General features: G+C 56.3%; 26 protein-coding genes. 11 read left to right on the top strand and 15 right to left on the bottom strand.

The annotated features are described in order from the left end of the window. The first annotated feature begins 54 nt into the window (after positions 1-54). Genes pstC through phoB form a run of 5 tightly spaced genes read left to right on the top strand, consistent with a single transcriptional unit; the run spans position 55 to position 5,070 of the window. Complete coding sequence (pstC, locus tag ACR0JG_RS11005; RefSeq protein ID WP_170421643.1) at positions 55-1,527, top strand: phosphate ABC transporter permease subunit PstC; 1,473 nt, start codon at positions 55-57, stop codon at positions 1,525-1,527. Next, positions 1,524-2,840 carry a phosphate ABC transporter permease PstA gene (gene pstA / locus ACR0JG_RS11000; RefSeq protein ID WP_170393063.1) on the top strand — a complete coding sequence of 439 codons (1,317 nt, stop codon included), beginning with the start codon at positions 1,524-1,526 and terminating at the stop codon, positions 2,838-2,840. The genes pstC and pstA overlap by 4 nt, the downstream gene beginning before the upstream one ends. Before the next feature lie 12 nt (positions 2,841-2,852). After that, positions 2,853-3,650 carry a phosphate ABC transporter ATP-binding protein PstB gene (gene pstB, locus ACR0JG_RS10995; RefSeq protein WP_170393064.1) on the top strand — a complete coding sequence of 266 codons (798 nt, stop codon included), beginning with the start codon at positions 2,853-2,855 and terminating at the stop codon, positions 3,648-3,650. Between the two features lie 16 nt (positions 3,651-3,666). Further along, a complete protein-coding gene (gene phoU, locus ACR0JG_RS10990; protein WP_170393065.1) occupies positions 3,667-4,368 on the top strand; it encodes a phosphate signaling complex protein PhoU in 702 nt (233 codons plus the stop codon). Positions 4,369-4,380: 12 nt separating this feature from the next. Beyond that, positions 4,381-5,070, top strand: a complete 690-nt coding sequence (phoB, locus tag ACR0JG_RS10985; protein WP_170393066.1) for a phosphate regulon transcriptional regulator PhoB — start codon at positions 4,381-4,383, stop codon at positions 5,068-5,070. Here the strand turns inward: phoB and ACR0JG_RS10980 are convergent. Further along, positions 5,067-5,978: a LysR family transcriptional regulator gene (locus tag ACR0JG_RS10980; protein WP_480569716.1), complete on the bottom strand. Its 912-nt coding sequence runs from the start codon at positions 5,976-5,978 to the stop codon at positions 5,067-5,069. The genes phoB and ACR0JG_RS10980 overlap by 4 nt on opposite strands. 98 nt (positions 5,979-6,076) lie before the next feature. Between ACR0JG_RS10980 and ACR0JG_RS10975 the strand changes: the two genes are divergently transcribed. Then, a complete protein-coding gene (locus tag ACR0JG_RS10975) occupies positions 6,077-7,306 on the top strand; it encodes an acyl-CoA dehydrogenase (protein ID WP_223118043.1) in 1,230 nt (409 codons plus the stop codon). 133 nt (positions 7,307-7,439) lie between these two features. Then, the gene (locus tag ACR0JG_RS10970; protein WP_223118049.1) at positions 7,440-8,207 is read left to right on the top strand and encodes an SDR family oxidoreductase; all 768 of its coding nucleotides are present in this window, start codon (positions 7,440-7,442) and stop codon (positions 8,205-8,207) included. Here the strand turns inward: ACR0JG_RS10970 and ACR0JG_RS10965 are convergent. From ACR0JG_RS10965 to ACR0JG_RS10950, 4 genes are all read right to left on the bottom strand, one after another. Continuing rightward, on the bottom strand, positions 8,204-9,070 hold the full coding sequence (locus tag ACR0JG_RS10965) for an acyl-CoA thioesterase (RefSeq protein ID WP_170393070.1): 867 nt from the start codon (positions 9,068-9,070) through the stop codon (positions 8,204-8,206). The two genes, ACR0JG_RS10970 and ACR0JG_RS10965, sit on opposite strands and share 4 nt — an antisense overlap. A 49-nt stretch (positions 9,071-9,119) precedes the next feature. Next, positions 9,120-10,337: a serine hydrolase domain-containing protein gene (locus tag ACR0JG_RS10960; RefSeq protein WP_170405776.1), complete on the bottom strand. Its 1,218-nt coding sequence runs from the start codon at positions 10,335-10,337 to the stop codon at positions 9,120-9,122. Between the two features lie 107 nt (positions 10,338-10,444). Next, a complete protein-coding gene (locus ACR0JG_RS10955) occupies positions 10,445-11,476 on the bottom strand; it encodes a phosphotransferase family protein (protein ID WP_480569712.1) in 1,032 nt (343 codons plus the stop codon). A gap of 27 nt (positions 11,477-11,503) precedes the next feature. Next, a complete protein-coding gene (locus tag ACR0JG_RS10950; RefSeq protein ID WP_170405770.1) occupies positions 11,504-12,322 on the bottom strand; it encodes an SDR family NAD(P)-dependent oxidoreductase in 819 nt (272 codons plus the stop codon). Positions 12,323-12,430: 108 nt separating this feature from the next. Here ACR0JG_RS10950 and ACR0JG_RS10945 point away from each other — a divergent pair, with 108 nt between their 5' ends. From ACR0JG_RS10945 to ACR0JG_RS10935, 3 genes are all read left to right on the top strand, one after another. Further along, complete coding sequence (locus ACR0JG_RS10945) at positions 12,431-13,432, top strand: NADPH:quinone oxidoreductase family protein (RefSeq protein WP_480569709.1); 1,002 nt, start codon at positions 12,431-12,433, stop codon at positions 13,430-13,432. A 129-nt stretch (positions 13,433-13,561) separates the two neighbouring features. Continuing rightward, complete coding sequence (aroQ, locus tag ACR0JG_RS10940) at positions 13,562-14,011, top strand: type II 3-dehydroquinate dehydratase (RefSeq protein ID WP_170509909.1); 450 nt, start codon at positions 13,562-13,564, stop codon at positions 14,009-14,011. Further along, entirely contained in the window at positions 14,008-14,760 is a 753-nt protein-coding gene (locus ACR0JG_RS10935) for an autoinducer binding domain-containing protein (RefSeq protein WP_170393076.1), read from the top strand. The genes aroQ and ACR0JG_RS10935 overlap by 4 nt, the downstream gene beginning before the upstream one ends. A 363-nt stretch (positions 14,761-15,123) precedes the next feature. Here the strand turns inward: ACR0JG_RS10935 and tsf are convergent, their stop codons facing one another. The 5 genes from tsf to ACR0JG_RS10910 all read right to left on the bottom strand — a co-directional run bounded on the left by tsf (position 15,124) and on the right by ACR0JG_RS10910 (position 18,929). Next, positions 15,124-15,999 carry a translation elongation factor Ts gene (gene tsf / locus ACR0JG_RS10930; RefSeq protein ID WP_480569706.1) on the bottom strand — a complete coding sequence of 292 codons (876 nt, stop codon included), beginning with the start codon at positions 15,997-15,999 and terminating at the stop codon, positions 15,124-15,126. A gap of 76 nt (positions 16,000-16,075) precedes the next feature. Next, the gene (gene rpsB / locus ACR0JG_RS10925; RefSeq protein WP_170405761.1) at positions 16,076-16,876 is read right to left on the bottom strand and encodes a 30S ribosomal protein S2; all 801 of its coding nucleotides are present in this window, start codon (positions 16,874-16,876) and stop codon (positions 16,076-16,078) included. Positions 16,877-17,044: 168 nt separating this feature from the next. After that, positions 17,045-17,899, bottom strand: a complete 855-nt coding sequence (gene olsA, locus ACR0JG_RS10920; protein ID WP_480571082.1) for a lyso-ornithine lipid O-acyltransferase — start codon at positions 17,897-17,899, stop codon at positions 17,045-17,047. Then, positions 17,886-18,641, bottom strand: a complete 756-nt coding sequence (gene olsB, locus ACR0JG_RS10915; RefSeq protein WP_480569703.1) for an L-ornithine N(alpha)-acyltransferase — start codon at positions 18,639-18,641, stop codon at positions 17,886-17,888. The genes olsA and olsB overlap by 14 nt, the downstream gene beginning before the upstream one ends. 105 nt (positions 18,642-18,746) lie before the next feature. Continuing rightward, positions 18,747-18,929, bottom strand: coding sequence for a DUF3553 domain-containing protein (locus ACR0JG_RS10910; RefSeq protein WP_170393080.1), 183 nt, complete (start codon positions 18,927-18,929; stop codon positions 18,747-18,749). A gap of 41 nt (positions 18,930-18,970) precedes the next feature. Between ACR0JG_RS10910 and ACR0JG_RS10905 the strand changes: the two genes are divergently transcribed. Further along, positions 18,971-19,567: a histidine phosphotransferase family protein gene (locus ACR0JG_RS10905; RefSeq protein WP_480569700.1), complete on the top strand. Its 597-nt coding sequence runs from the start codon at positions 18,971-18,973 to the stop codon at positions 19,565-19,567. Here ACR0JG_RS10905 and ACR0JG_RS10900 read toward each other — a convergent pair. Genes ACR0JG_RS10900 through ACR0JG_RS10880 form a run of 5 tightly spaced genes read right to left on the bottom strand, consistent with a single transcriptional unit; the run spans position 19,564 to position 24,173 of the window. After that, the gene (locus ACR0JG_RS10900; protein WP_480569697.1) at positions 19,564-20,826 is read right to left on the bottom strand and encodes a glutamate-5-semialdehyde dehydrogenase; all 1,263 of its coding nucleotides are present in this window, start codon (positions 20,824-20,826) and stop codon (positions 19,564-19,566) included. The genes ACR0JG_RS10905 and ACR0JG_RS10900 overlap by 4 nt on opposite strands. A gap of 39 nt (positions 20,827-20,865) precedes the next feature. Continuing rightward, positions 20,866-21,972 (bottom strand): glutamate 5-kinase, encoded by a 1,107-nt coding sequence (gene proB / locus ACR0JG_RS10895; protein ID WP_170393083.1) that lies wholly within the window; start codon positions 21,970-21,972, stop codon positions 20,866-20,868. Then, positions 21,960-22,994, bottom strand: coding sequence for a GTPase ObgE (obgE, locus tag ACR0JG_RS10890; RefSeq protein WP_480569695.1), 1,035 nt, complete (start codon positions 22,992-22,994; stop codon positions 21,960-21,962). Before obgE ends, proB begins: the two co-directional genes overlap by 13 nt. A gap of 37 nt (positions 22,995-23,031) precedes the next feature. Further along, on the bottom strand, positions 23,032-23,568 hold the full coding sequence (locus ACR0JG_RS10885) for a GNAT family N-acetyltransferase (RefSeq protein ID WP_480569692.1): 537 nt from the start codon (positions 23,566-23,568) through the stop codon (positions 23,032-23,034). Continuing rightward, the gene (locus ACR0JG_RS10880) at positions 23,565-24,173 is read right to left on the bottom strand and encodes a LysE family translocator (protein WP_170509934.1); all 609 of its coding nucleotides are present in this window, start codon (positions 24,171-24,173) and stop codon (positions 23,565-23,567) included. The genes ACR0JG_RS10885 and ACR0JG_RS10880 overlap by 4 nt, the downstream gene beginning before the upstream one ends. Positions 24,174-24,218: the final 45 nt, after the last annotated feature.

The raw sequence follows: 24,218 nt of genomic DNA, 5'->3' as shown, positions 1-24,218 counted from the left end.
TTTTCTGTCGCCCCCAATTTTTCCCTAATCCCGATCAAGACCTATGGGGGCGTCATGCCAATTCTTTGGCTCATTCTGATCGTGCTTGCGATCGCGGCAGTCGGATATGTTTTGGGGCGAATGCGCGCCTTGCAAAGTGCCGGAGGGGACAGCCGCAATCTGCATTCTCTTCCCTCGTTTTATGGCGCTAACGTCGCACTGAAAGTCATAGTTCCCGCCTTAGGATTGTTGATCGTCTGGCTGCTGGTTCAGCCGCTCTACGTTAACTCTCAGGTCTCGGAGATGGTTCCCGAAACGGCGATCAAGGAAGGATCGTCGCGCAGTCTTGTTATGGCCGAGGTGCGTCGGACCGCAAATGGTCTGGACAGTGCCGTTGCGCAGGGACATCTCACCGAAACGCTCGCACAGGATGCGCGGGCAGATATTTCCGAGATGACCCAAAAATTGAAGGACGCGGGTCAAGTCGTAACCTCGGACATCACGCAGACGGTTTTGCATGCAGCTCAAGCCTATCGGGCGATAAATTCAACCGGTTACGCGATCATGTCCGTCGCTGTGATACTGGTCGCCTTGGCCGGTGCTGCGTTCAGTTGGTTCCAGACGCATTCTGAATATCGTGCCCGCAATGTGGTTGAGCAGGGAATTCGTGTGATGCTGCTGGCGGCTGCGTCGATTGCGATCCTGACAACGGTCGGCATCGTCCTTTCGCTGGTTTTCAATACGTGGGAGTTCTTCAAGCTTTACCCGGCATCAGAATTCTTTTTCGGTACTACCTGGGCGCCCAGTTTCTCGGGCCGTGGTGGGGCATCAGATCTGGGTATCATCCCTTTGCTGTGGGGCACGTTCTATATCTCGTTGGTGGCGTTGTTGGTGGCCGTGCCAATCGGTCTTTTCGCTGCGATTTATCTCAGTGAGTACGCATCTTCACGCGTGCGCTCGATCGCCAAACCAATGCTGGAAGTGCTGGCCGGTATCCCGACCATCGTTTACGGCCTTTTCGCTCTGCTGACCGTTGGCCCGCTGTTGCTGAGCGTGTTCGGGGATGATGGTTTGGGCTGGATGAAAGCCGGTACGGCGGTGATGACCGCCGGTCTTGTCATGGGCATCATGCTGATCCCGTTCGTTTCGTCGCTTTCCGACGACATCATCAACGCGGTGCCTCAGGCCATGCGTGATGGCTCTTACGGGCTGGGGGCCACACAATCCGAGACCATCCGGCAGGTCGTTTTGCCCGCAGCCTTGCCCGGGATCGTGGGAGCGATCCTGCTGGCGGCATCGCGCGCCATCGGTGAGACCATGATCGTGGTTCTGGGGGCAGGGGCCGCCGCGCGTCTGGACCTGAACCCGTTCGAGGCCATGACCACCGTCACCGCCAAGATCGTCAGCCAGCTGACGGGCGACGCCGATTTCGCCTCGCCCGAGGCCCTCGTCGCCTTCGCGCTTGGCATGACGCTGTTCATCCTCACTCTGGGGCTGAACGTTTTCGCCCTTTATATCGTGCGCAAGTATCGGGAGCAGTACGAATGACCGACGCCAGCATGCAAAATACCTCGACCTCGCTGACTGCATCCGATGCCCGGACCAAAAAACGCGCGGCTGCCGAAAAGCGTTTTCGCGCCTACGGGATCGTCGCTATCGCGACCGGACTGTTCTTTCTGATTGTGCTGTTTGCCTCAATCCTGTCGCAGGGCATCCCGGCCTTCCAGCGCACAGTGATCAGTTTAGAATTCACGCTGAGCGAAGCGCAGCGCGATGAAGCCGAAGGCACGATGTTCAAGACAAAGGCCTACTCCAATCTGTTCATTGCGGAACTGAATGAACAACTAGCCGAAAGTGGCATCACCGTGGATTTCGATCAGGATGCCATCGAGCGTCTGTTGGGCAAAATCGGCGGTACGATCCGAACCTTCTATGCCGATAATCCTAGCAAGCTGGGTGAGCCGATCATGTTCGATCTGGCGGCTTCAAGCCGTGTGGATGGCTACTTCAAGGGTCGGGTGTCTCGTGACACCCTGCAGGACAGCCGCTTCCTGCAACTCAGCGATCTGGATCTGGTGGACGCGTTGAAAGAGGCAGGGATCATCAAGCAGGCATTCAACTGGCCGTTCATCACTGGTGCGGACTCGGGCGTGGATAACCCCGGTGGCGCGGGTATTGGTGCCTCGGTCGTTGGCTCGTTCTTCATGATGCTGGTGGTGCTGTGCCTATCGCTGCCCATTGGGGTCGCCGCCTCGATCTATCTGGAAGAGTTTGCGCCGCAGAACAAATTTACCGACCTGATCGAGGTGAATATCTCGAACCTGGCCGCCGTTCCGTCCATCGTCTTCGGTATCCTGGGGCTGGCAGTGTTCATTCAATTCATGCACCTGCCGCAGTCGGCACCGCTGGTGGGTGGTCTGGTGCTGACGCTGATGACCCTGCCAACGATCATCATCTCGACCCGAGCCTCGCTAAAGGCGGTTCCCCCGTCTATCCGCGACGCGGCGTTGGGGGTAGGGGCCTCGAAGATGCAGGCCGTCTTCCACCACGTGCTGCCGTTGGCCGCGCCCGGTATCCTGACTGGTACCATCATTGGTTTGGCGCAGGCGCTGGGTGAAACTGCTCCGTTGCTGTTGATCGGCATGGTGGGTTTTGTCGCCCGAGGCTATCCCGATGGCTTTTTGGCGGGCTTCACCGAGCCGAACTCGGCCATGCCGGCACAGATCTACACCTGGGCCGCGCGTGCCGATGTGGGTTTTTACGAGAAAGCCTGGGGCGGCATCATCATCCTTTTGATGTTCCTGCTGACCATGAATATCATCGCTATCATCCTGCGCCGCCGCTTTGAACGCCGCTGGTAGGAGGGGTTTAAAATGAACGATATGACACGAGTGGAGAGAACCGTGGACTCCAAAGACATCAAGATCAACGCCAAGCAGGTTCAGGTCTACTACGGTGAGACCCACGCCATTAAGGACGTGAGCGTCGATATCGAAGACAAGACTGTGACGGCTTTCATCGGTCCCTCTGGCTGCGGTAAATCCACCTTCTTGCGCTGTCTGAACCGGATGAACGACACAATCGACATTTGCCGGGTGCAGGGTGATATCCTGCTGGACGGTGAAGACATTTACGACAAGCGCGTCGATCCGGTACAGTTGCGTGCCAAGGTCGGCATGGTTTTTCAAAAACCGAACCCGTTCCCCAAATCGATCTATGACAACGTGGCTTACGGTCCGCGTATCCACGGCCTTGCCAAGAATAAGGCAGAACTGGATGAAATCGTAGAGAAATCTCTGCGTCGTGGTGCGATCTGGGATGAGGTCAAGGACCGTCTGGATGCCCCCGGTACCGGCCTTTCTGGTGGTCAGCAACAGCGTCTTTGCATCGCGCGCGCCGTAGCCACCGAGCCTGAGGTGCTATTGATGGACGAACCCTGTTCGGCGCTCGACCCAATCGCAACCGCGCAGGTCGAGGAACTGATTGACGAACTGCGTTCACGCTATTCAGTGGTGATCGTAACCCATTCGATGCAACAGGCCGCGCGGGTCAGTCAGAAGACAGCGTTTTTCCATCTGGGGAACTTGGTTGAGTTCGGCGAAACCGGGCAGATCTTCACCAACCCCGAAGATCCCCGAACCGAAAGTTACATCACCGGCCGGATTGGCTGAGCACAGGATAACTGCAATGAGCGAACAACATATTGCATCCGCGTTCGACCGCGACCTTGAGGCCATCCAAGCACACATCATGAAGATGGGTGGACTGGTCGAAGCCGCCATTATGGGCGCGGCCCGGTCGCTGGAGACCCGCGACGAAGAACTGGCAAATGAAGTGCGTCAAGGCGACAAGGCCATCGACGCACTGGAAGAACTGATTGACGAAGAGACCGCGCGCCTGATTGCCTTGCGTGCACCGACGGCCAGCGATTTGCGGCTGGTGCTGTCCGTGCTGAAGGTTGCGACCAACCTTGAACGGATTGGAGATTACTCCAAGAACATCGCCAAGCGAACGACCGTTCTGGTGAATGCCGGCGAAATCAACGGCAGTGCCGCCGCTCTGCGCCGAATGGCGCGCGAGGTCGAGCGGATGCTGCGCGACGCGCTGGATGCCTATATCCAGCGTGATGCTGAGCTGGCGCAGGACGTGATCGAGCGGGATCTGGAAGTGGACCAGATGTATAACGGCCTGTTTCGCGAGTTCCTGACCTTCATGGCGGAGGATCCGCGCAACATCTCATCGTGCATGCACCTGCATTTCATCGCAAAAAATATCGAACGCATGGGCGATCACGTCACCGCCATTGCCGAGCAGGTCGTCTATCTCGTCACCGGCGAGAGACCCAGCGAAGCGCGCCCCAAAGCCGACAACACGTCGCAAACGATCTAGGAGATCTCAGTCATGTCCGCTGATCAACCGACGGTACTGGTTGTTGAGGATGAGTTGGCCCAAAGAGAGGTACTGGCCTATAATCTGGACGCCGAAGGGTTCCGGGTAATCCGTGCCGCTAATGGCGACGAAGCTTTGTTGCTGGTCGAAGAAGACCGCCCGGATATCATCGTTCTGGATTGGATGATGCCCAATCTCAGCGGTATCGAGGTCTGCCGCCGCCTGAAAACGCGGCCGGACACCCGATCAATTCCGATCATCATGCTGTCGGCGCGCTCAGAAGAGGTTGATAAAGTGCGCGGCCTTGAAACCGGTGCCGATGATTATGTGGTTAAGCCTTACTCGGTTGTCGAATTGATGGCGCGTGTACGGACACAATTGCGCAGAGTGCGTCCAGCGACCGTGGGCATCCGGTTGGAGTTTGACGATATCATATTGGACTCTGAGACCCACAAGGTAAGCCGCGACAACAAGCTGTTAAAACTGGGCCCGACCGAGTTCCGGTTGCTGAGCACATTCATGGAAAAGCCCGGCCGGGTCTGGAGCCGAGAGCAGTTGCTTGACCGCGTCTGGGGCCGCGATATCTACGTCGACACGCGTACTGTTGATGTTCATATCGGTCGTCTGCGCAAAGCGTTGACCCAACATGGCGGTGAAGATCCGGTGCGCACGGTGCGCGGGGCAGGATACGCGCTCGGCTAACGTGGCAGTGCTTCTTCGGACTGGGCCTGAGAAGCAAGCCAGTGTCGAAACTCTCGCAATGATGCGTCATCCGATTTTTCGCGCGGCCAAACCAGATAATATGCCCCCATCGTCTCTATCGCGTCAGGGAAGGCTGCAACCAGCCTACCTGTCGCAAGGTCTAGTTCCACCAGATAGTTTGGCAACAGGGCAACACCCAGGCCGTGCAGCGCGGCTTGGTTGATGGTGTTGAACTGGTCGTGGACGGTGCCGGGCAGGGGATGCGGGTGCGTGACACCCATCTGTTGAAACCAGTCCTGCCAGGCGCGCGGTCTTGTCTGGATATGCAGCAGCGGCAGTTTTAGCAGATCGCGGGGTGACGTCGGAGTGCCTTTGGGTAAAAGCTCGGGCGCGCAGACGGGCAAAACCCGCTCGACACTTAATAACAAGCGATCAGTTCCCGGCCAATCAGGTTCCCCAAAATGTAAAGCCGCATCAAAGGGTTCCGAAGCAAAACTAAACGGTCGCAACCGCGTGGTCATGTTGATTGTGATATCCGGATGGCGGCGGGCGAAATCCGGCAGGCGCGGTACCAGCCAGCGCATTCCGAATGTCGGCAGAATCGCCAGATTCAATGTCCCACCGACAGGGGAAATGTGCAGTTTCAGCGCCGCCTGCGCGATCTGAGACAAGGCTGGCCGAATTTCTTGTACATAGTCTTGTCCAGCCTTTGTCAGTGACAATCGCTTGCGATCACGGCTGACCAATTCTGCGTCCAAATGCGCTTCAAGCGTCTGCAGTTGCCGACTGACCGCGCTCTGCGTCAGTGCCATTTCGTCCGCGACTGCCGAGGCTGATCCAAGGCGATCCAAAGCCTCAAGCGCGCGCAGCGCGGATATAGGCGGCAGGATAGGGCGCTTGGTGTCCATCTATGCGTTTTGATCATGAAACAATGCAAATGTCTCGCTGTTTTTTGAATATTACTCAGATTATAGTTGCGCAAACCTAGTCAAGTCGGAGAAGCAAAATGAACGCTCCAGATACAAAGCCTGTCCTGCGCGCAAAAGATGCGCCTGACCTTGGACGTTTCAACTGGGACGACCCGTTTCGCTTGTCGGACCAGTTGGAAGAGGATGAACGCCTGATTGCCGACAGCGCGCGCGCTTACGCCCAGGAGAAATTGCAGCCGCGTGTCACTAAGGCTTTTGCAAACGAAGAAACCGATCCCGAGATCTTTCGTGAAATGGGTGAAATGGGGCTGTTGGGCACGACAATCCCGGAAGAATATGGTGGGATCGGTGCGAGCTACGTATCTTATGGACTGGTGGCGCGGGAAGTTGAACGGGTGGATTCCGGCTATCGCTCGATGATGTCGGTGCAAAGCTCGTTGGTGATGTACCCGATTTTCGCCTATGGCAGCGAAGAACAGCGTCGCAAATATCTGCCGAAACTGGCAAGTGGCGAATGGATTGGGTGTTTTGGCCTGACAGAGCCGGATGCGGGTTCGGACCCGGCGGCGATGAAGACCCGTGCCGAGAAGATTGATGGCGGGTATCGTCTGACCGGCAGCAAGATGTGGATTTCAAACGCACCGATCGCAGATGTCTATGTGGTCTGGGCCAAGTCAGATGCGCATGACGGCAAGATTCGTGGATTCGTGCTGGATAAAGGCACCAAGGGCCTGAGCGCACCGAAGATCGAGAACAAGCTGAGCCTGCGTACTTCGATCACAGGTGAAATTGTCATGGATGGCGTTGAGGTGGACGAGGGCGCTTTGCTTCCACATGTTCAGGGTCTCAAGGGACCGTTCGGCTGCCTGAACCGCGCACGCTATGGTATCAGCTGGGGTGCGATGGGGGCCGCGGAATGCTGCTGGCACGCAGCGCGTCAATACGGCTTGGATCGTAAACAGTTCAATCGACCACTTGCGCAGACCCAGTTGTTTCAATGCAAACTGGCAGAGATGCAGACCGAAATCTCTTTGGGACTGCAAGCAAGCTTGCGCGTCGGCCGACTGATGGATCAGGCTGAAGCTGCGCCCGAGATGATCTCGATCATCAAACGTAACAATTGCGGCAAGGCATTGGACATTGCGCGGATGTCGCGTGACATGCACGGCGGCAACGGTATCTCACTTGAGTTCCAGGTGGTGCGTCACATGATCAATCTTGAGACAGTCAACACCTATGAGGGCACGCACGACGTTCATGCATTGATCCTGGGGCGGGCGCAAACCGGACTACAGGCATTTTACTGAGGCTGCACCTATTACTCGCATAATCGGTATTATGTAAAATACGTAGCAAGCGAGCCACGACTATAGAACACACATTGGTCGTGGCTTGCCAATATGTTACGCTGTGTTTGAGAAGTAAGACATGAGCTATGCAATGGTTCTGATTGGGAAGACCGTCGTCATCACTGGCGCTGCAAATGGCATAGGTAAAGGTCTTGCCAAGCGGTTCTCAGAAGAAGGTGCGCATGTAGTCTGCGCCGATATCGACCTTGCCGGCGCGCAGGCCGTGGCGGCGCAAATTGGCGGTGATGCACTCAGCTGTGATGTGTCCAAGGAAAGTGATATTCGAAATCTGATTGAGACTGTCGAGGATACGATCGCTCCGATTGATTTATTCTGTGCCAATGCGGGAATACTCACCTTAGGTGGATTTGAAGTGCCGGATGCTGAATGGGACCGCATCTGGCAGATCAACGTGATGTCTCATGTCTGGACCGCGCGGCACCTGGTCCCAAGGATGGTTGCGCGTGGTGGTGGTTATTTGATGATCACAGCATCAGCGGCTGGATTGCTCAATCAACCCGGCGCAGCCCCTTATGGCGTAACCAAACATGCGGCTGTGGGTTTTGCTGAATGGGTTGCGATGACCTATGGCGATAAAGGTCTCAGGGTTTCGGTTCTGTGTCCACAGGCCGTTCGGTCGGAGATGATACGTGGACATGAGGATTCGGTCGCCGCGATTGACGGAATAATTGAACCTGATGAGGTCGCCCAAGCCTGTGTCGAGGCGCTGGCGGATGAACGTTTTTTGATTCTTCCGCATCCACAAGTGCTTGACTATATGCGTTTAAAAACAGAAGACTACGACCGATGGTTAGGTGGAATGATGAAGCTTAATCAAAGGTTTGCTGACAGTTCTTAGCGCGGTTTCCGTCTTCTGAGCAGGCCTTCTTGCGCGACGGATGCAACCAGTTTGCCATCCTGCGAGAAGATCGAACCCCGATTGAAGCTGCGCCCCTGCCCTGTCCACGGCGACTCCATCGAATACAGATGCCAGTTTTGAAACTGCACGGGTGCATGAAACCAGATGGCATGGTCCAGACTGGCCCCATCAATTTCACCAGTGAACCAGCTCAGCCCATGGGGCCGCATTCCGGAACTGAGCAAGCTCATATCCGAGGCATAGGCCAATAGAAGATGTTGTGTAACGGTGTCCGCGTGGTTCGCTGCGCCCATGCGAAACCAGACGTGGTTCTTGTCATCTGCCTTGGCGGGTGCAAACAGGTCCAGCGGATCGATTTCGCGCACTTCGATCGGGCGCTCGCGCAGCAATTCAGCTTTCAGCTTTTCGGGAACGCGATCCAGGTATTTTTCGCGCAATTCGTCACGCGATGGATGGTGCTCGGGCGCTTGAACGTCCGGAATCGGATGCTGATGTTCCCATCCGTCATCCTGCTTGTGAAACGAGGCCGACATGTTCAAAATTTGCTTGCCATGCTGGATCGCAACCACGCGGCGGGTTGTAAAAGAACCTCCATCGCGCGCGCGATCCACTTGATATATAACCGGAATTGACGGATCTCCGGGCCTTATGAAATAGGCGTGCAAGGAATGGCATAAACGATCCTCGACCGTCCTGTACGCTGCGGCAAGCGCTTGCGCGATCACCTGCCCGCCAAAGATACGCGTTGGTGTCTCGCCACCAGAACCGGTTCCGCGAAACAAATCGACCTCAAGCGGTTCGATATTCAGCAGATCAAGCAATATGCGTTCGGCTTCGGTCATTCAGGGCTCTCCGGCGTCTTGGCCTTTTCCGGTATCACTCAAACACCGATCATTCAACGAGCGCCGCGTGAACAAGCGCCTTCAGTTCCGCTCGGGATGGATAAGAGCTGGATGGCGAGAGCTGTGTAAAAAACACTGTTGAAAGCGCGTTGACCGGATCGATCCAGAAATAGGTGGAGGCCATCCCGCCCCAGCCATAGTCGCCAACCGAGCTTGGGGCTCGGGTGCGCGCCGGGTTCAGTACCACCGCGCCTCCGATGCCAAAGCCTGTGCCTTCCATGGGTTGCTCTGCAAAGCTTCGTGGACCCATGGATGCAATATCGTCCGGTAAATGGTTGCGAAACATGAATTCTACAGTCTTCGGCCCGAGCAATCGCGCGCCATTTGCGGTTCCTTTGTTTCGCAACATCTCGGCGAACTTGCTGTAATCGTCGATGGTACTGATCAATCCGCCACCGCCAGAAAAGGTCGTTGCCGCCTCAAACGGGGACTCTCCGGCCCGATCCACCAACCGCAATGTTTCGCCACCCGATTTTGCGGCATTCAGCGCCATGGCATCGCCTTCGAGCGGGGTGTAGAGCGAGGCAAATCGGTCCCCTGCCCCTTCAGGCACTGAAAACGCGGTTTCACTCATCCCAAGTGGTCGAAAGATGTGTTCTGTCAGAAACACGTCCAGCGGTTTGCCTGATACAACTTCTATCACGCGGCCAATCACGTCGATCCCGACCGAGTACTCCCAGCGACTGCCTGGCTGAAAAGCCAGCGGCAACCCTGCCAGCACTTTAACCCGATCCGCCAGCGGGCCTTGTTTCGGGGAAAAGATCAGATCGAGCTCATCCATGGCCATTGGCAAAAGGCCGGGATTGAACGGGTAGCTCAGCCCGCTGGTGTGCGTCAGCAATTGATGCAAGCTGGGTGTTGGCGCGTCCTCGGTCTGGTTCAACTGCGTTGCGCCCGGGACCAAGGCTTGCATCGTTGCAAACTCTGGCAGGAAATCGGAAACCGGGGCATCTAGATGAAACAACCCTTGTTCCACCAACATCATCAAAGCAACGGACGTCACAGGCTTAGTCATCGAATAGATCCGAACCAGGCTGTCGCGCTGGAACGCGAGGTCGGTTTCAATGCAGCGGCGGCCACATGCGTGAAAGAATGCCTCTTGCCCGTTCTGGTGGATCAGAAGGGCGCTGCCTGCGTATTTCCTCTGCTCCACATATCGGTGCATCCAATTGTGGATGTCGGTCTGCGCGGTCGGATCAAATCCCATGAGGCAACTCCATCTTAATCAGGCCGATCTTGCCTTCGTGAGATCCGAGGCAACAGCGAATTCTGCTGATTTTTGCTGGATTTGTTGAAGGGCGCCGAGAATACTGCCTACGTTTTTTGCAGCGCAGATAATCCGTGTTGGGCGAAGACCGGCACATAGGCACCGAAAGCCCCAGCGCGTGCCGGGTCTGATGCGTTTCCATCCAAGGCCCGCTTGTAGACACCTTGCAGAATGCCGGCCATCCGAAAGAAGTTGAAAGCAAGGTAGAAGCCAAAATTCTCAATCCCCGTTAGGCCGCGGCGCGCGCAATACTCGGCGATGAAGTCCTGATCTGACGGTAGCCCAAGGCTTAACCGATCTACGCCAGCCAACCCCCGACCCTCCTTGCCCGGGGGCAGCTGCCATTGCATGATGACGGCTGCCAGGTCCGCATATGGGTGACCGATGGTCGATAGCTCCCAATCCAGCACTCCGATGCAGGCGGTGCCATGCGCCTCGAACATCAGATTGTCGATTCGGTAGTCCCCATGAACCAGTGTTCTTTGATTGTCATCCTCGGGGATCTGGCGCTCAAGCTCGGCGATCAGCTGATCCATCTCGGCGATTCTTTCGGTCTCAGAGGCGCGATATTGTTTGGTCCAGCGAGCAATTTGCCGCTCAAAATAGTTGCCTGGAGGTCCGAAATCCGAAAGACCCACCGCATCGATATCGACCATGTGCAGTTCGGCCAGTACGCGGTTCATCTCTTTCAGTACACCCGTGCGCGTCGCATTGTTTTCGCCTTTCATGACAGGGTCGACAAATGTGCGCCCTTTCAGATGCTCCATCACGTAAAAGGCAGAGCCTATGACGCTGTCATCTTCACAAAGCAGATGTACTTGCGGGACGGGCACTTTGCTACCAGCCAGCGCCGCTTGTACGCGAAATTCCCGATCCACTGCATGTGCGGATTTCAGCAATATGCCCGGCGGCTTGCGTCTCAGAACATAGGATTTGGCCGGCGTACGCAGCAGATAGGTTGGGTTCGACTGACCCACGGTGAATTTTGTAGCCTCAAGAGGGCCATGATACCCAACAAGATGCGTGTTTAGATAAGCGTCGACGGACTTGATATCCAGAGTGTTTTCAGTGTGTGTCATATATTCAGCCTGCGTATGAACCCACGGCTAAAGGGCATCGGCAAAGATATTGCCACCGGTCTGCACATTTATCCCGCCGGAGACAGGGATGACCGCGCCAGTGACATAGCTGCCTCCGCGACCGCATAGAAACAACATGCAACCAGCGATATCCTCGGCCTGGCCAACCCGGCCCAGTGGAACACCTTTGCCGACCCGCGCGCGCTTGGTTTCGTCCTCGGTCGCAAAGGCCGTCATGCGCGATACGAATGGTCCCGGGGCCAGCGCATTCACCGTAACTCTGTAGGGTGCCAATTCTTTAGCCATGATTTTGGACAGGTGAATAACCGCCGCTTTGGACGCGGAATAGCTGTAGGCCCCGTCACCCATCGGAACTTCACCCATGACCGAACCTACATTGATGACCCGCGCAGGATCCTCGTCGGTTGCGGATTTCATCAGAAGTGGCAGCAATTTTTGGGTCAGATCAAATACGCCTGCGACATTAACCGACATGACTTTGTCCCAAGCGAAATGAGGGAACTGCCCCATCGGCGCGCCCCAAGACACACCTGCATTATTCATCAGTATATCAATCGCTTGAGTGCGACTTTTGACTTCATCTACCAGCGCATCTATACCCGCCTCACTGCTGATGTCGCCAGCAAACCCTTCGGCCGAGCCTGGTGCGTCCAGAGCGTTCAACTCTGTTGCAACCTCCTCGCATGCCTCGCCTTTGCGAGAAGCGATCAGTACATGCGCCCCGGCACGTACCAACGCCTCGGCCGCCATTCGACCGATACCGGTGGCACCCCCCGTTACCAGTGCCGTCTTTCCACTGAGCGAAAACAAAGTCTCGGGCGTCATGTGCACTCCATTCAGGCGATCTGGGATTCTGGCGTGAGGTCTTCTTGACAATACGTGCTGACAATCCAACGATTTCAAAACAGGTGAAGCAAGAGGCAAATGAAAAACATGCAGGCATTACTCAGCGTCACACCAGGCGGCCCCGAGAGTTTGGAACTGACCACCCTGCCCGATCCAACCCCTGAGTCAGATGAAATTGTATTGCGTATCCGCGCCGCCGGGGTGAACTTCCCTGATACGCTGATGATCCGGGACCTCTATCAGATAAAACCACCCCGCCCCTTTGCGCCAGGTGGTGAAATCGCCGGAGAAGTTGTCTCGGTCGGAGAAGGCGTCACAGACTTCGCGCCTGGTGATCGGGTTCTGGCGCTCACAGGGCACGGAGGGTTCGCTACGCATCTGAAGCTCAAACCAGCGACTGCCGTCAAGATACCCGACGTGATGCCGTTTGAAGATGCGGCCAGCTTTGTCTTCACCTACGGCACTTCATACCACGCCCTCAAGGACCGTGCGCTACTTAAGTCCGGCGAAAAAGTACTTGTTCTGGGGGCCGCCGGTGGCGTTGGGTCTGCGGCGATCGAGCTAGCCAAAGCGATGGGGGCACATGTGATCGCGGCGGTCTCGTCTGAAGGTAAAGCATTGTTTTGCAGAGATATTGGCGCAGACCAGACGCTGATCTATCCACGCGATCTGGACCGCGAAGCGCAAAAGGCCCTGTCCGCCGAGATAAAGGCACTGGCCCGGGGCGAAGGTGTGGATGTGGTCTACGACGCGGTCGGCGGAGACTACGCTGAGCCCGCCTTGCGAAGTATGGCATGGGGTGGGCGTTATCTGGTTGTTGGCTTTCCTGCCGGCATCCCCAGCATTCCGCTGAACCTGACTTTGCTCAAGGGCTGTCAGATCGTCGGGGTGTTCTGGGGCGCGTCCGTATTTCGCGACCCGAAAGGGCACGCACAGAACCTGGCCGAGTTGTTCCGCCTATATGGTTCGGGAGTGATTTCACCCCGTATCAGTGCACGATTTTCGCTAACCCAGGCGGCAGAGGCAATTGGCATGCTCGAACGGCGCGAGGCTCTCGGTAAAGTTGTGGTCACGATGGAAGATAATTGAATAGGGGATGGGATTGAGCCGATCCAGCAACCTGCATGCGTCAATGAAGCTCTACCCATAAGAGCGAAGGTCGCTGGACGACCTTTAAATTCATGTTTATGAAAAAGGGAAGATGGGGACAGTTTGAATATGCACAATATCCTGGTTCTGAATGGTCCGAACCTGAATTTGCTTGGTACACGGCAACCCGAGGTCTACGGCGCAACGACGTTGCAGATGATCGAGGACCTGTGCGTTGCGCATGGTGAAACGCTGGGTCAAAACATAACCCATCTCCAATCCAATCACGAAGGCGCGCTGATTGACGCGATCCACGCGGCACGCGGCGTTCAGGATGGCATAGTACTGAATGCAGGCGCATTCACGCATACATCGATTGCGCTGATGGATGCGATATCTTCGGCCGAAGTACCCGTGGTCGAAGTTCATTTATCTAACATCCACGCGCGCGAGGCGTTTCGTCACAAATCGCATATCGCACCAGTCGCGATTGGACAGATCTGTGGTTTTGGCGCGCAAAGCTATGTTCTTGCACTGAACGCGATTGCCGCGCATCTGGCTGAGAGGGACACAGGATGACCCTCAAAGAGTATCTGAATTTTCTGAGCTACACGAAAACTCTGGAAGAGCTTTGGGATGCACATTGCCGCCAGATGGAAAAGTATGGCTTCGACCGGCTGTTGTATGGGTATACGCAATACCGAACGGCGACTTCGCTCGGCGATCCAGAAGACTTTGTAATCCTGACCAATCACTGCTCGGATTACTTGGAAGGGTTCCTTCAATCCGGCCTGTATTTTCACGCCCCCATGCTGAAATGGGCGCTGAACAACGAAGGCGCTGCAAGTTGGAGCATGATACAGGACATGATGTCCAGCGGGGTCATGTCGAACGAAGAGCTTCGGGTTTTCGAGTTCAATAAGTCGCGTGATATTACAGTAGGTTATACGGTCAGCTTCAATTCGGTATCGATGCGTTCCAAAGGGGCGATTTCGCTTGCGGCACGTAATCACAGCCAGGAGGAGATGGACGAGGTTTGGAACGAGCACGGCGACGACATCCTTCTGATGAACAATGTTGCTCATCTCAAAATCCTGACCTTGCCATATCATGCCCCGAACCGCGCGCTGACCAAACGCCAGCGCGAAGCTTTGCAATGGGTCGGCGACGGAAAGACCACGCAGGACATCGCGCTATTGATGGGTTTGACTTCGGCAACGGTGGAAAAACATCTGAGACTCGCGCGTGAGGCGCTTTCGGTTGAAACAACAGCACAGGCCGTATTGAAGGCCGCGTTGCAGAATCAGATGTTTGTGATGGAAGCATGACCCTATTTTGATGCTAATTAGCATCAAATTGACCTAGGGTAAGGAATACATGACTTTCCGAATCTCCCGATAAAATTGCAAATTGATATTGTTCCGTGAGTGGTGGCTTTAGCCAGGGAACGTTTTGATCGGATCTTTGTAATACCAAAGCTCTCTGATCGCTCTGACACCGAGGCGTCTATTCGTCCACGTCTCTTTGTCGGGATTATTGAGGGGCCCTTCCATCCCCATCATGCAGGGCCCCTCAATTCACTAATCTTCGCAAGCATCGGTTCACAGGCTTTTGACATGAAAAAAACCCGGCTGCGCTATGCAACCGGGCTCGGTATTTGTTGCAGCCTCTAACCGAAGCTGCAAAAGATTTTAGCCTTGGGCTGCCTTTGCAACTTCGGCAGCGAAGTCTTCTTTTTCGACCACGATGCCTTCGCCTACTTCCATGCGGACATAACCGGTGATGGTCGCACCCGCTTCTTTGGCGGCCGCTTCGACGGTCAGGTCAGGATTCACAACGAAGTCCTGGTTCAGAAGGGTCGCTTCGGCGACGAATTTCTTCATGCGACCGACGATCATCTTTTCGATCACCTGCTCCGGCTTGCCGGATTCGCGAGCGATGTCCATCTGGACCTGCTTCTCTTTCTCGACAACTTCCGGATCCATGTCCGCCTCGGACAGGGCCGCCGGGTTCACAGCCGCAATGTGCATTGCAACCTGCTTGCCGAAGGCTTCATCGCCGCCGGACAGAGCAACCAGAACGCCGATTTTGCCCATGCCGGTTGTCGCCGCGTTGTGAACGTATGACACGACGGTATCGCCCGACAGTTTCGACATGCGGCGGACCGACATGTTTTCACCAATGGTGGCGATCTTGTCGGTCAGGGTAACTGCAACAGACTTGCCGCCCAGATCAGCAGCCAGCAGCGCATCGACGTCATCAACACCCTCGGCTGCGTAGGTGATCTTGCCGACCATCTCCTGGAATTCACTGTTTTTCGCAACGAAGTCGGTTTCCGAGTTCACTTCGACAGCAACACCGTTGCCGCCGTTGACGTGAACAGCAACCAGACCTTCGGCTGCGGTACGGCCCGATTTCTTGGCCGCCTTGGCCAGGCCTTTGGTGCGCAGCCAGTCAACGGCTTCGTCCATGTTGCCGCCGGTTTCGGTCAGCGCTTTTTTTGCGTCCATCATACCTGCGCCGGTCGAGTCGCGCAGTTCTTTTACCATTGCTGCTGTGATTGCCATCTTTTGGCTCTCCTCAATTCAAACGGAATTGGGGCAGGTCTACCCTGCCCCATATGTCATTTACGTGACGGGCAGCTTACGCTTCGGCTTTGACTTCCGGCGCGGCTTCTTCAGCGGGTGCTTCTTCGGCTACGACTTCTTCAACCGGAGCTTCTTCGAATGCACCCAGGTCAACGCCAGCAGCACCCATCTGAGCGGTCATGCCGTCCAGAGCGGCACGTGCGGCCAGATCGCAATACAGAGCGATTGCGCGCGCTGCGTCGTCGTTGCCGGGGATGATGTAGTCAACGCCATCGGGCGAGCAGTTGGTGTCGACAACAGCCACAACCGGGATACCCAGCTTGTTGGCTTCGGCGATAGCCAGTGCTTCTTTCTTGACGTCGATGACGAACAGCAGATCCGGAACGCCACCCATCTCGCGGATACCGCCCAGTGAAGCCTGCAGCTTGGCCTGGTCACGTTCCATGCCCAGACGCTCTTTCTTGGTCAGGCCTTCGGCACCCGACTCCATGGCTTCGTCGATCTGGTTCAGACGGTTGATCGACTGGGAAACGGTTTTCCAGTTGGTCAGCGTGCCGCCCAGCCAGCGGTGGTTCATGTAGTACTGAGCCGATTTTTCAGCGGCATCTGCGATCGGCTGAGCTGCCTGACGCTTGGTGCCTACGAACAGAACGCGGCCACCTTTTGCGACGGTGTCACGAACAGCCTGCAGAGCCTGATCCAGCATCGGAACGGTCTGAGTCAGGTCCATGATGTGGATGCCATTGCGCGAGCCGTAGATGAACGGGCCCATGCGGGGATTCCAACGCTGTGTCTGGTGACCAAAGTGAACGCCAGCTTCTAGCAGCTGACGCATGGTGAACTCGGGAAGAGCCATGCTTTACTTTCCTTTTCCGGTTTACGCCTCGGCGGGGGTGAAAGAAGCGGATGCTCCAACCGGCGGGCCAGATAAGGATGTCTCCCTCAAAAAGCCCAAACCCCGCCTGCGGGTTTGAATGGCGCGCGTATACGGCAGGTTTAGCATCAGCGCAAGGGCCAAATGCCCCTATTTTTCAAGCCGCGCCAGTGAATGCGCATGACGTACCGCGTCTTCGCAATGGGCTGCCAGAGCTTTGCGGTTTTCAAAGTCGCTAACCTTAGCTGGCGCGTGGTAGATCAATTCCACGGTGCCTTGTCGACGTGCCCCCAAAGTCTTAAGCAAATGCGGTCCGAAATCCATGTCGCCCCACCAGCCATAAAACCTATCGGGCTGACCTTGGGGAGCGTGAAAGATGACCGAAACCGGTTGAACATACATGAATTCCCGCAGCTCTTCAGTGAAGAACGCGGCAAAGAGTGTTGTTTTAAAGGGTAAAACTCTCTGTCCGTCGGTCGAAGTGCCTTCAGGAAAGAACAACAGCTTGTGCCCGGCTTTCAGACGTTCCTCGAAAATCCGGGTCTGCTCGCGGGCTTTCTTGCGATCACGTTCGATAAAGACCGTACCCGTCGCGCGTGCCAGCCAGCCGATGCCGGGCCATTTTGCAACTTCGGCTTTCGATACGAAATACACGCGCTTACGGGCATTCAGCGCAAAGATATCCAACCACGATGTATGGTTTGCAACCACAGCGCCGCGTTCCTGCATGAGCGCGCCAGAGGTGCGAAATCTGATCCCGAGAATTCGAAATGCACTGCGACAAACGAACTGAGAAATGAACGGTGTCACCGGCCGTTGAACGCCATAAAGCGGTCGTTCGATGAGACGTATGGCCAATAAGACGAACAGCCCCCCAAAAACCAGAAGGGCCAGCGGCAGACCGCGAAGTATCACCAGGACCCAACCTAAGAAACCAAGCTCAATTGGATCAGGAGCGTCTTCACTCTGCCACGATGGGTCGCTCACAGGGTTATGCTCCACCATAAATACGCCGCTGACGCTCATTCATGCGGGCTGTGTCAAGGATCAGACACACATCGGTTGTGTTGAAGGCATGATCGATAAATGCCCCCTCGCCCACGAATCCACCGAGGCGAAGGTAGGCCTTGATGAGAGACGGCACTTGAACCATCGCCGCGCGCCGATCCAGCGCGTTGGGTGCCAAAAGGTCCATTGATTGAAATACCTCTGGCTGGGCCCGAACCCGCAAATCCAGCGGGGCAAGATGGTTGTGATGCAGCATCGACAGCGGCTGCGCCAATTTGCTCACGTCGGTTCCGTGGAAACTCGCGACCCCGAACAAGATCTCAATACCACGCTCAGTGACGTATGCAGCCAGACCATTCCACAGATGATACATCGCCGTGCCACCACGATAATCCGGATGCACGCACGAGCGTCCAAGCTCCAACAGCTTGCGCCCGCTTTGTTTCAGAACGGTGAGATCGTATTCATCCTCGGAGTAGAATTGCCCCAGTTCGGCAGCTCGCTCACCAGGAAGCAGTCGATAGACGCCGATCACCTCTCCAGATGAATCGTCGATGGCGAGCATATGATCGAAGTATGGATCGAACCGATCCTTCTCGAGCCCCGCCTCATGATCCACCATCTCGCCGCCACCGCCCAATTCCTGAACAAACACGTCATAGCGCAGACGTTGGGCCGCCCGCAGTTCAACCTCGGTATTGGCCAATTTGACAGTGAATGAGGGGCCTTCGTCTGGCATCAAGAAAATTCCATCGATCGCGGTTGCGCGCTGATAACGCGATTGCTCGGCCAAAGGCAACTCGCCCGCGTTTTGCCCGAGTTGTTAACCTTTCCTAAACCAGTTTCACGGATCAAAGACCGGCATCAGGGCTATGCGTGTCCCGTCGATCACCACTTTCCCCTGCTCGCGAAAGTTAACGGTGATCTTGCCTCCGATATTGGACTGCACCTGTCCAACGCCCCAATCGGGGAAATCGGGGTGGCGGACAAACATGCCCGGTGCAAGAATGGCATTCAGATCTGTCATATCGGGCTCCGGGTCCAAGGCAGATGCAGCAGGAGGTACGCATGGGCGCGTCAGACGTCAACCTGGCCGAATTGATCGGCTCTCGGATCTGTCATGATCTGATCAGCCCCATTGGGGCAATTACCAACGGGCTTGAGCTGTTGGAGATGGTTGGCGCAGTCCAAGGCCCTGAAATGGAGCTGATTTCAGGCAGCGTTGGCAGTGCAGGCGCCCGCATCCGGTTTTTCCGCGTTGCCTTTGGATCAGCAAGCGATCAGCCATTGGGTCGCACCGAAGTGGTCGAGCTTCTTAAAGATGTGGAAAAGGCCGGGCGTCTGCGGATCAGTTGGAACCTGACCGAACCTGTCCCGCGCAATCAGGTTAAACTCGCGTTTCTGGCTGTGATGTGCTGTGAAAGTGCGATGCCCTTCGGCGGCGAAGTGGAAATCGAAACTCAGGGCGACGTATGGACGGTGACTGGCGTTGCTGACAAGCTGAACCTCAATACGGGACTGTGGAAAGGGATTGGCTCGGGGCGATTCACCGAAAAACTAAGCCCGGCGCATGTTCAATTTGCCCTGCTGCCGGATACAGCCTCGACGATGGGTCGCAGAATCACGGTAGAAACGACCGCAACCCAGGTGACACTGCGGTTTTAGTGCCGCGTGGTCCCGTTTCCGCGTACCAGATACTTAAAACTGGTCAACTGAGCGGCACCGACAGGACCGCGCGCGTGCATCTTGCCGGTGGCGATACCAATCTCAGCACCCATGCCAAACTCACCGCCATCCGCGAATTGGGTCGAGGCGTTATGCATCAGGATTGCGCTGTCAAGCCGTTCGAAAAAGTGCTCGGCGGCCACGGAATCCTCGGTAATGATACAATCGGTGTGGCTTGAGCCAAACTGCCGGATATGCGCAATCGCGGCGTCGATATCTGCGAGGGGCCGTGCAGCGATGATACTATCTAGGTACTCTTTTCCCCAGTCATCATCCGACGCAGGAATGGTGTTCTCATTGGCCAAAACGCCTTCGGCATGCACTTCAACACCCGCAGCTTGAAGAGCAGCGATTAGATCACGGCCCAGTGTTTCTGCAACGTCTTGATGGATCAGCAAGCATTCTGCCGCGCCACAGATACCGGTGCGCCGAGTTTTGGCATTCAACACAACATCCAGCGTCTTCTGGGGATCGGCGGCTTTATCAACATAAATATGAACGATGCCTTCGAGATGCGCAAAGACGGGCACGCGCGCCTCGCGTTGCACAAGACCCACCAATCCTTTGCCACCTCGAGGAACGATGACGTCGACATAATCAGTCATGGTCAAAAGCTCTTGCACCGCAGCCCGGTCGCGAGTCGGCACCAGTTGAATGGCGTCTTCGGGCAAGCTAGCAGCTGCTAGCCCCTCAACCAGACAGGCGTGGATCGCGGTTGACGAATGAAAGCTCTCAGACCCGCCTCGCAAGATCACGGCGTTCCCGGATTTCAGGCACAATGCACCCGCATCCGCCGTCACGTTGGGACGGCTTTCGTAGATCACGCCGATCACACCCAATGGCGTGCGCACACGCTGAATGTTGAGGCCCGAGGCCATGTCCCATTCGGCCAACACCTCACCCACAGGATCGGTCTGATCGGCGACGGTGCGCAGTCCGTCAACCATGCCCTGAACGCGTGCTTCATCCAGCATCAGGCGGTCCATCATCGCGGGGCTCAAACCCTTTTCTCGCCCGAACTCCAAATCCTTCTTGTTCGCTTCGATAATGTCGGCACGTTTGTGCCAAACGGCGTCTGCGGCTGTGATCAGCGCAGCGTGCTTGCGTTCTGCGGTGGCAAAAGCAAGCTCTTGCGAGGCTGCTTTGGCGCGCGCACCAAGGTCGGCCATCATTGCGGGAATGTTGTCGAAATCCTTCATCTCAAGCGCCTTTCGGTCTCAGTTTATCAAATCACGCCCTTACAGCGCCAGATCGTCCCGGTGGATCAGGGCCGCGCGGCCTGGATAGCCTAGCGTCGCCTCGATTTCAGACGATTTACGTCCTTTGATCGCATCCGCCTCTTGCGCGGTATAGCGACTTAGCCCCTGTGCCAGCCTCCGCGCCTGCGCATCCAGAACAGCGACGGGATCGCCGCGACCAAAATCACCCGTGACCTCGACAATGCCAGCGGGCAACAGGCTTTTGCCATTGGAAAGCGCCCTTGCCGCGCCGTCATCGATCACGATCTCTCCGCGCGGTTTCATCGCCGAAATCCAGCGTTTCCGGGCTGCATGCGGATCGAGCGTGGCCGTGAACCAAGTGCAGCTCGCTCCATTTTCAAGCGTTTTCAGCGGGTTCAGGGGTGATCCTTCAGTTATCGCCATATCGCAGCCAGCTGCGGTTGCCATCTTGGCAGCCAACAGCTTGGTCTTCATGCCGCCCTTTGACAGCCCCGATCCCGCGTCACCTGCCATGGCCTCGATCTCGGGCGTGATCTGTTTGATCACGTCATATCGGGTGGCTGTCGTGTCCTCGTTGGGATTGCCCGAATAGAACCCGTCGACATCTGAAAGCAGGATCAACTGATCCGCGCCGATGGTCACGGCGATTTGCGCTGCCAGCCGGTCATTGTCGCCATACCGGATCTCATCCGTGGCGACTGTATCGTTTTCGTTGACAATCGGAACAACACCCAGGCTCAGCAGCGTTTCCAGCGTTGCACGGGAATTCAGATAACGCCGCCGATCCGCGCTGTCTTCCAACGTGACCAGCACCTGAGCGGTTTTGATCTCATGCGGCGTCAACGCTTCTTCATACGCACGGGCAAGCCGGATTTGTCCAACCGCCGCAGCGGCCTGTGACTGTTCCAGCGGCAGATTCTGCATCGGCAGGCCAAGTACACCTCGACCCAACGCGATTGACCCGGACGAGACCAGAACAACATCTGTCCCCTGCCCTTTCAGCCAAGCCACGTCCTGCGCCAGCGATTTCAGCCAATCCGACCTGAGCAATCCCGTATCCCGGTCGACCAACAAGGCCGATCCGATCTTGACCACCAGGCGGCGGGCATGGGTCAGGGTTGCCAAGGCGTGGCCTCCTCGGCGGGTTTCTGGCGCAGGCGGTTTTCATCGATCTGAGCCCGCAAGGACCGCAGCACCTCGGTCACGCCCAAATGCGCAACGCCTGACATGGTCATGACCGGGCCGCGAACGGCTTCTTCCAGTTCGGCCTTGATCAGTTCGCGTTCCTCATCGTCCAGAGCGTCGATCTTGTTCAAAACGGTGATACGTGGCTTATCCGCCAGCTCTCCGCCATAAGCCTCAAGCTCGGTGATGATTGTGCGATAGTCTTCGACCACAGTTTCCGAGGTGCCGTCGATCAGATGCAAAAGCACAGCGCAGCGTTCCACGTGGCCCAGAAACCGGTCACCGATTCCACGCCCTTCATGCGCGCCTTCGATCAGTCCGGGGATGTCGGCAACGACGAACTCTACATTATCGACACCGACAACGCCCAGATTGGGGTGCAGCGTAGTAAACGGATAGTCGGCGATCTTGGGTCGCGCATTCGATGTTGCGGCCAGAAAGGTCGACTTGCCCGCGTTGGGCATGCCCAACAGACCCACATCCGCGATCAGCTTTAGCCGAAGCCAGATTGTGCGGTCGATCCCCGCCTGCCCCGGATTTGCACGGCGCGGGGCCTGATTGGTTGCCGATTTGAAATGCAGGTTGCCGAATCCGCCATTGCCGCCCTTGGCCAGCAAAAACCGTTGACCGACCTCAGTCAGGTCGCAGATCACGGTTTCTTCGTCTTCGTCCAGAATTTCGGTCCCAACTGGCACGCGCAAGATGATGTCATCGCCATCCTTGCCGGTACGCTGCTGACCGCGACCGGGCTGGCCGTTTTTGGCGAAGAAGTGCTGCTGATAGCGGAAGTCGATCAGGGTGTTCAGCCCGTCCACAACTTCGGCCCAAACCGAACCGCCTTTACCGCCGTCCCCGCCATCGGGTCCGCCGTATTCGATGTACTTTTCACGTCTAAAGCTGACGCAGCCGCCACCTCCGGCCCCGGACCGGATGTAGACCTTTGCAAGATCGAGAAATTTCATAGCTGTCCCCTACTGCAAAGGCCCCATCGGCCACAAGTCAGAGTTTCTTTGTATAGGTCCAGGTGGGCACATTCGCATCGCGCGACACCGAATAGGTTTCCGCATCGCCAAGATACTGGAACCCGCAATGGGTCAGAACCCGGGCCGAGGCCGGGTTGTCCTGGAACACGCTGGCAAACATGGTCGCGTTTTTCAGCGGATTGGCGTTGACCAGCGTTTCAACGGCCAGCGATGCAATGCCGGTGTTCCAATACACCGGGGCGACCCAATAGCCGACCTCGGACTGGTTGCGATCCAGCCGGGTCAATGAAATCAGTCCGATCAGCTCCGGGCCACCATCCTTTGTGGCATCCATTGCCCAGACATCCTCGTCCCGGTCTTCGGCCATCGCGCGCATCACAAACGCCTCAATCGAGCCAGGTGGCAATGGATGCGGGATCGATGTCGTCATGCGCGCCACACGCTCATCGCCTGCATAGTGCTCAATGAGACCCAAATCCGACCGACGCAGAGGGCGAAGGTCGAACCGCTCGGTTTCAATGACCGGCTGATTTATTATTGCCTCAATTTTCATGAGTGCGTTCCTCCTCCGAACAACACAAAAAGTACGGACGCAACTGTCAAACTGGCTAACGTCCACATCAGATATTTTTCCGCAGGCCGACCTTCAACCGCATGGGCGATCCGATCTCCGGCAAATGTCCAGATCGGGTGCAATACGATCTGGCAGATTAACAAACAGAGAGCGATCGTGAGGGTCGCCTCAAAACTGGGTGTTCCTGTTGCCACAAACCCGGTGAAGCCTGCGATAATCATTGCCCAAGCCTTAGGGTTAAGAGGATGCACTATTAACCCCGCCAGAAAACCGGGCACTTGCTTATCCGATTGACCTCGGGAAAGCCGCAGATTGGCAATTTTCCACGCGAGCCAGCAAATATATGCAGCAGAAGCATATTTGAGTGTCTCGAACACCAACGGCGCTTGATCGGCAACTTGCATCAGGCCAAATCCAACCGGCCAGATGATCAGCTGTTTTCCCAGAATGACCCCGCCCACAAAGGGCAGTGCCGACCGAAAGCCAAAACGCGCACCTGTTCCCAGCAGGACCATATTGGCCGGTCCCGGCGTGCCGACCTGCGAAGCGGCAAAAATCAGGAAACTGGTGGTTGCGACTGTCATCGGTTCTGGTGATCACGACTGCGTTAAAACGAAAAAGGGACCGGC

This window comes from Ruegeria sp. AD5, assembly GCF_056542345.1.
This window is presented reverse-complemented; position numbering and strand designations above follow the sequence as displayed.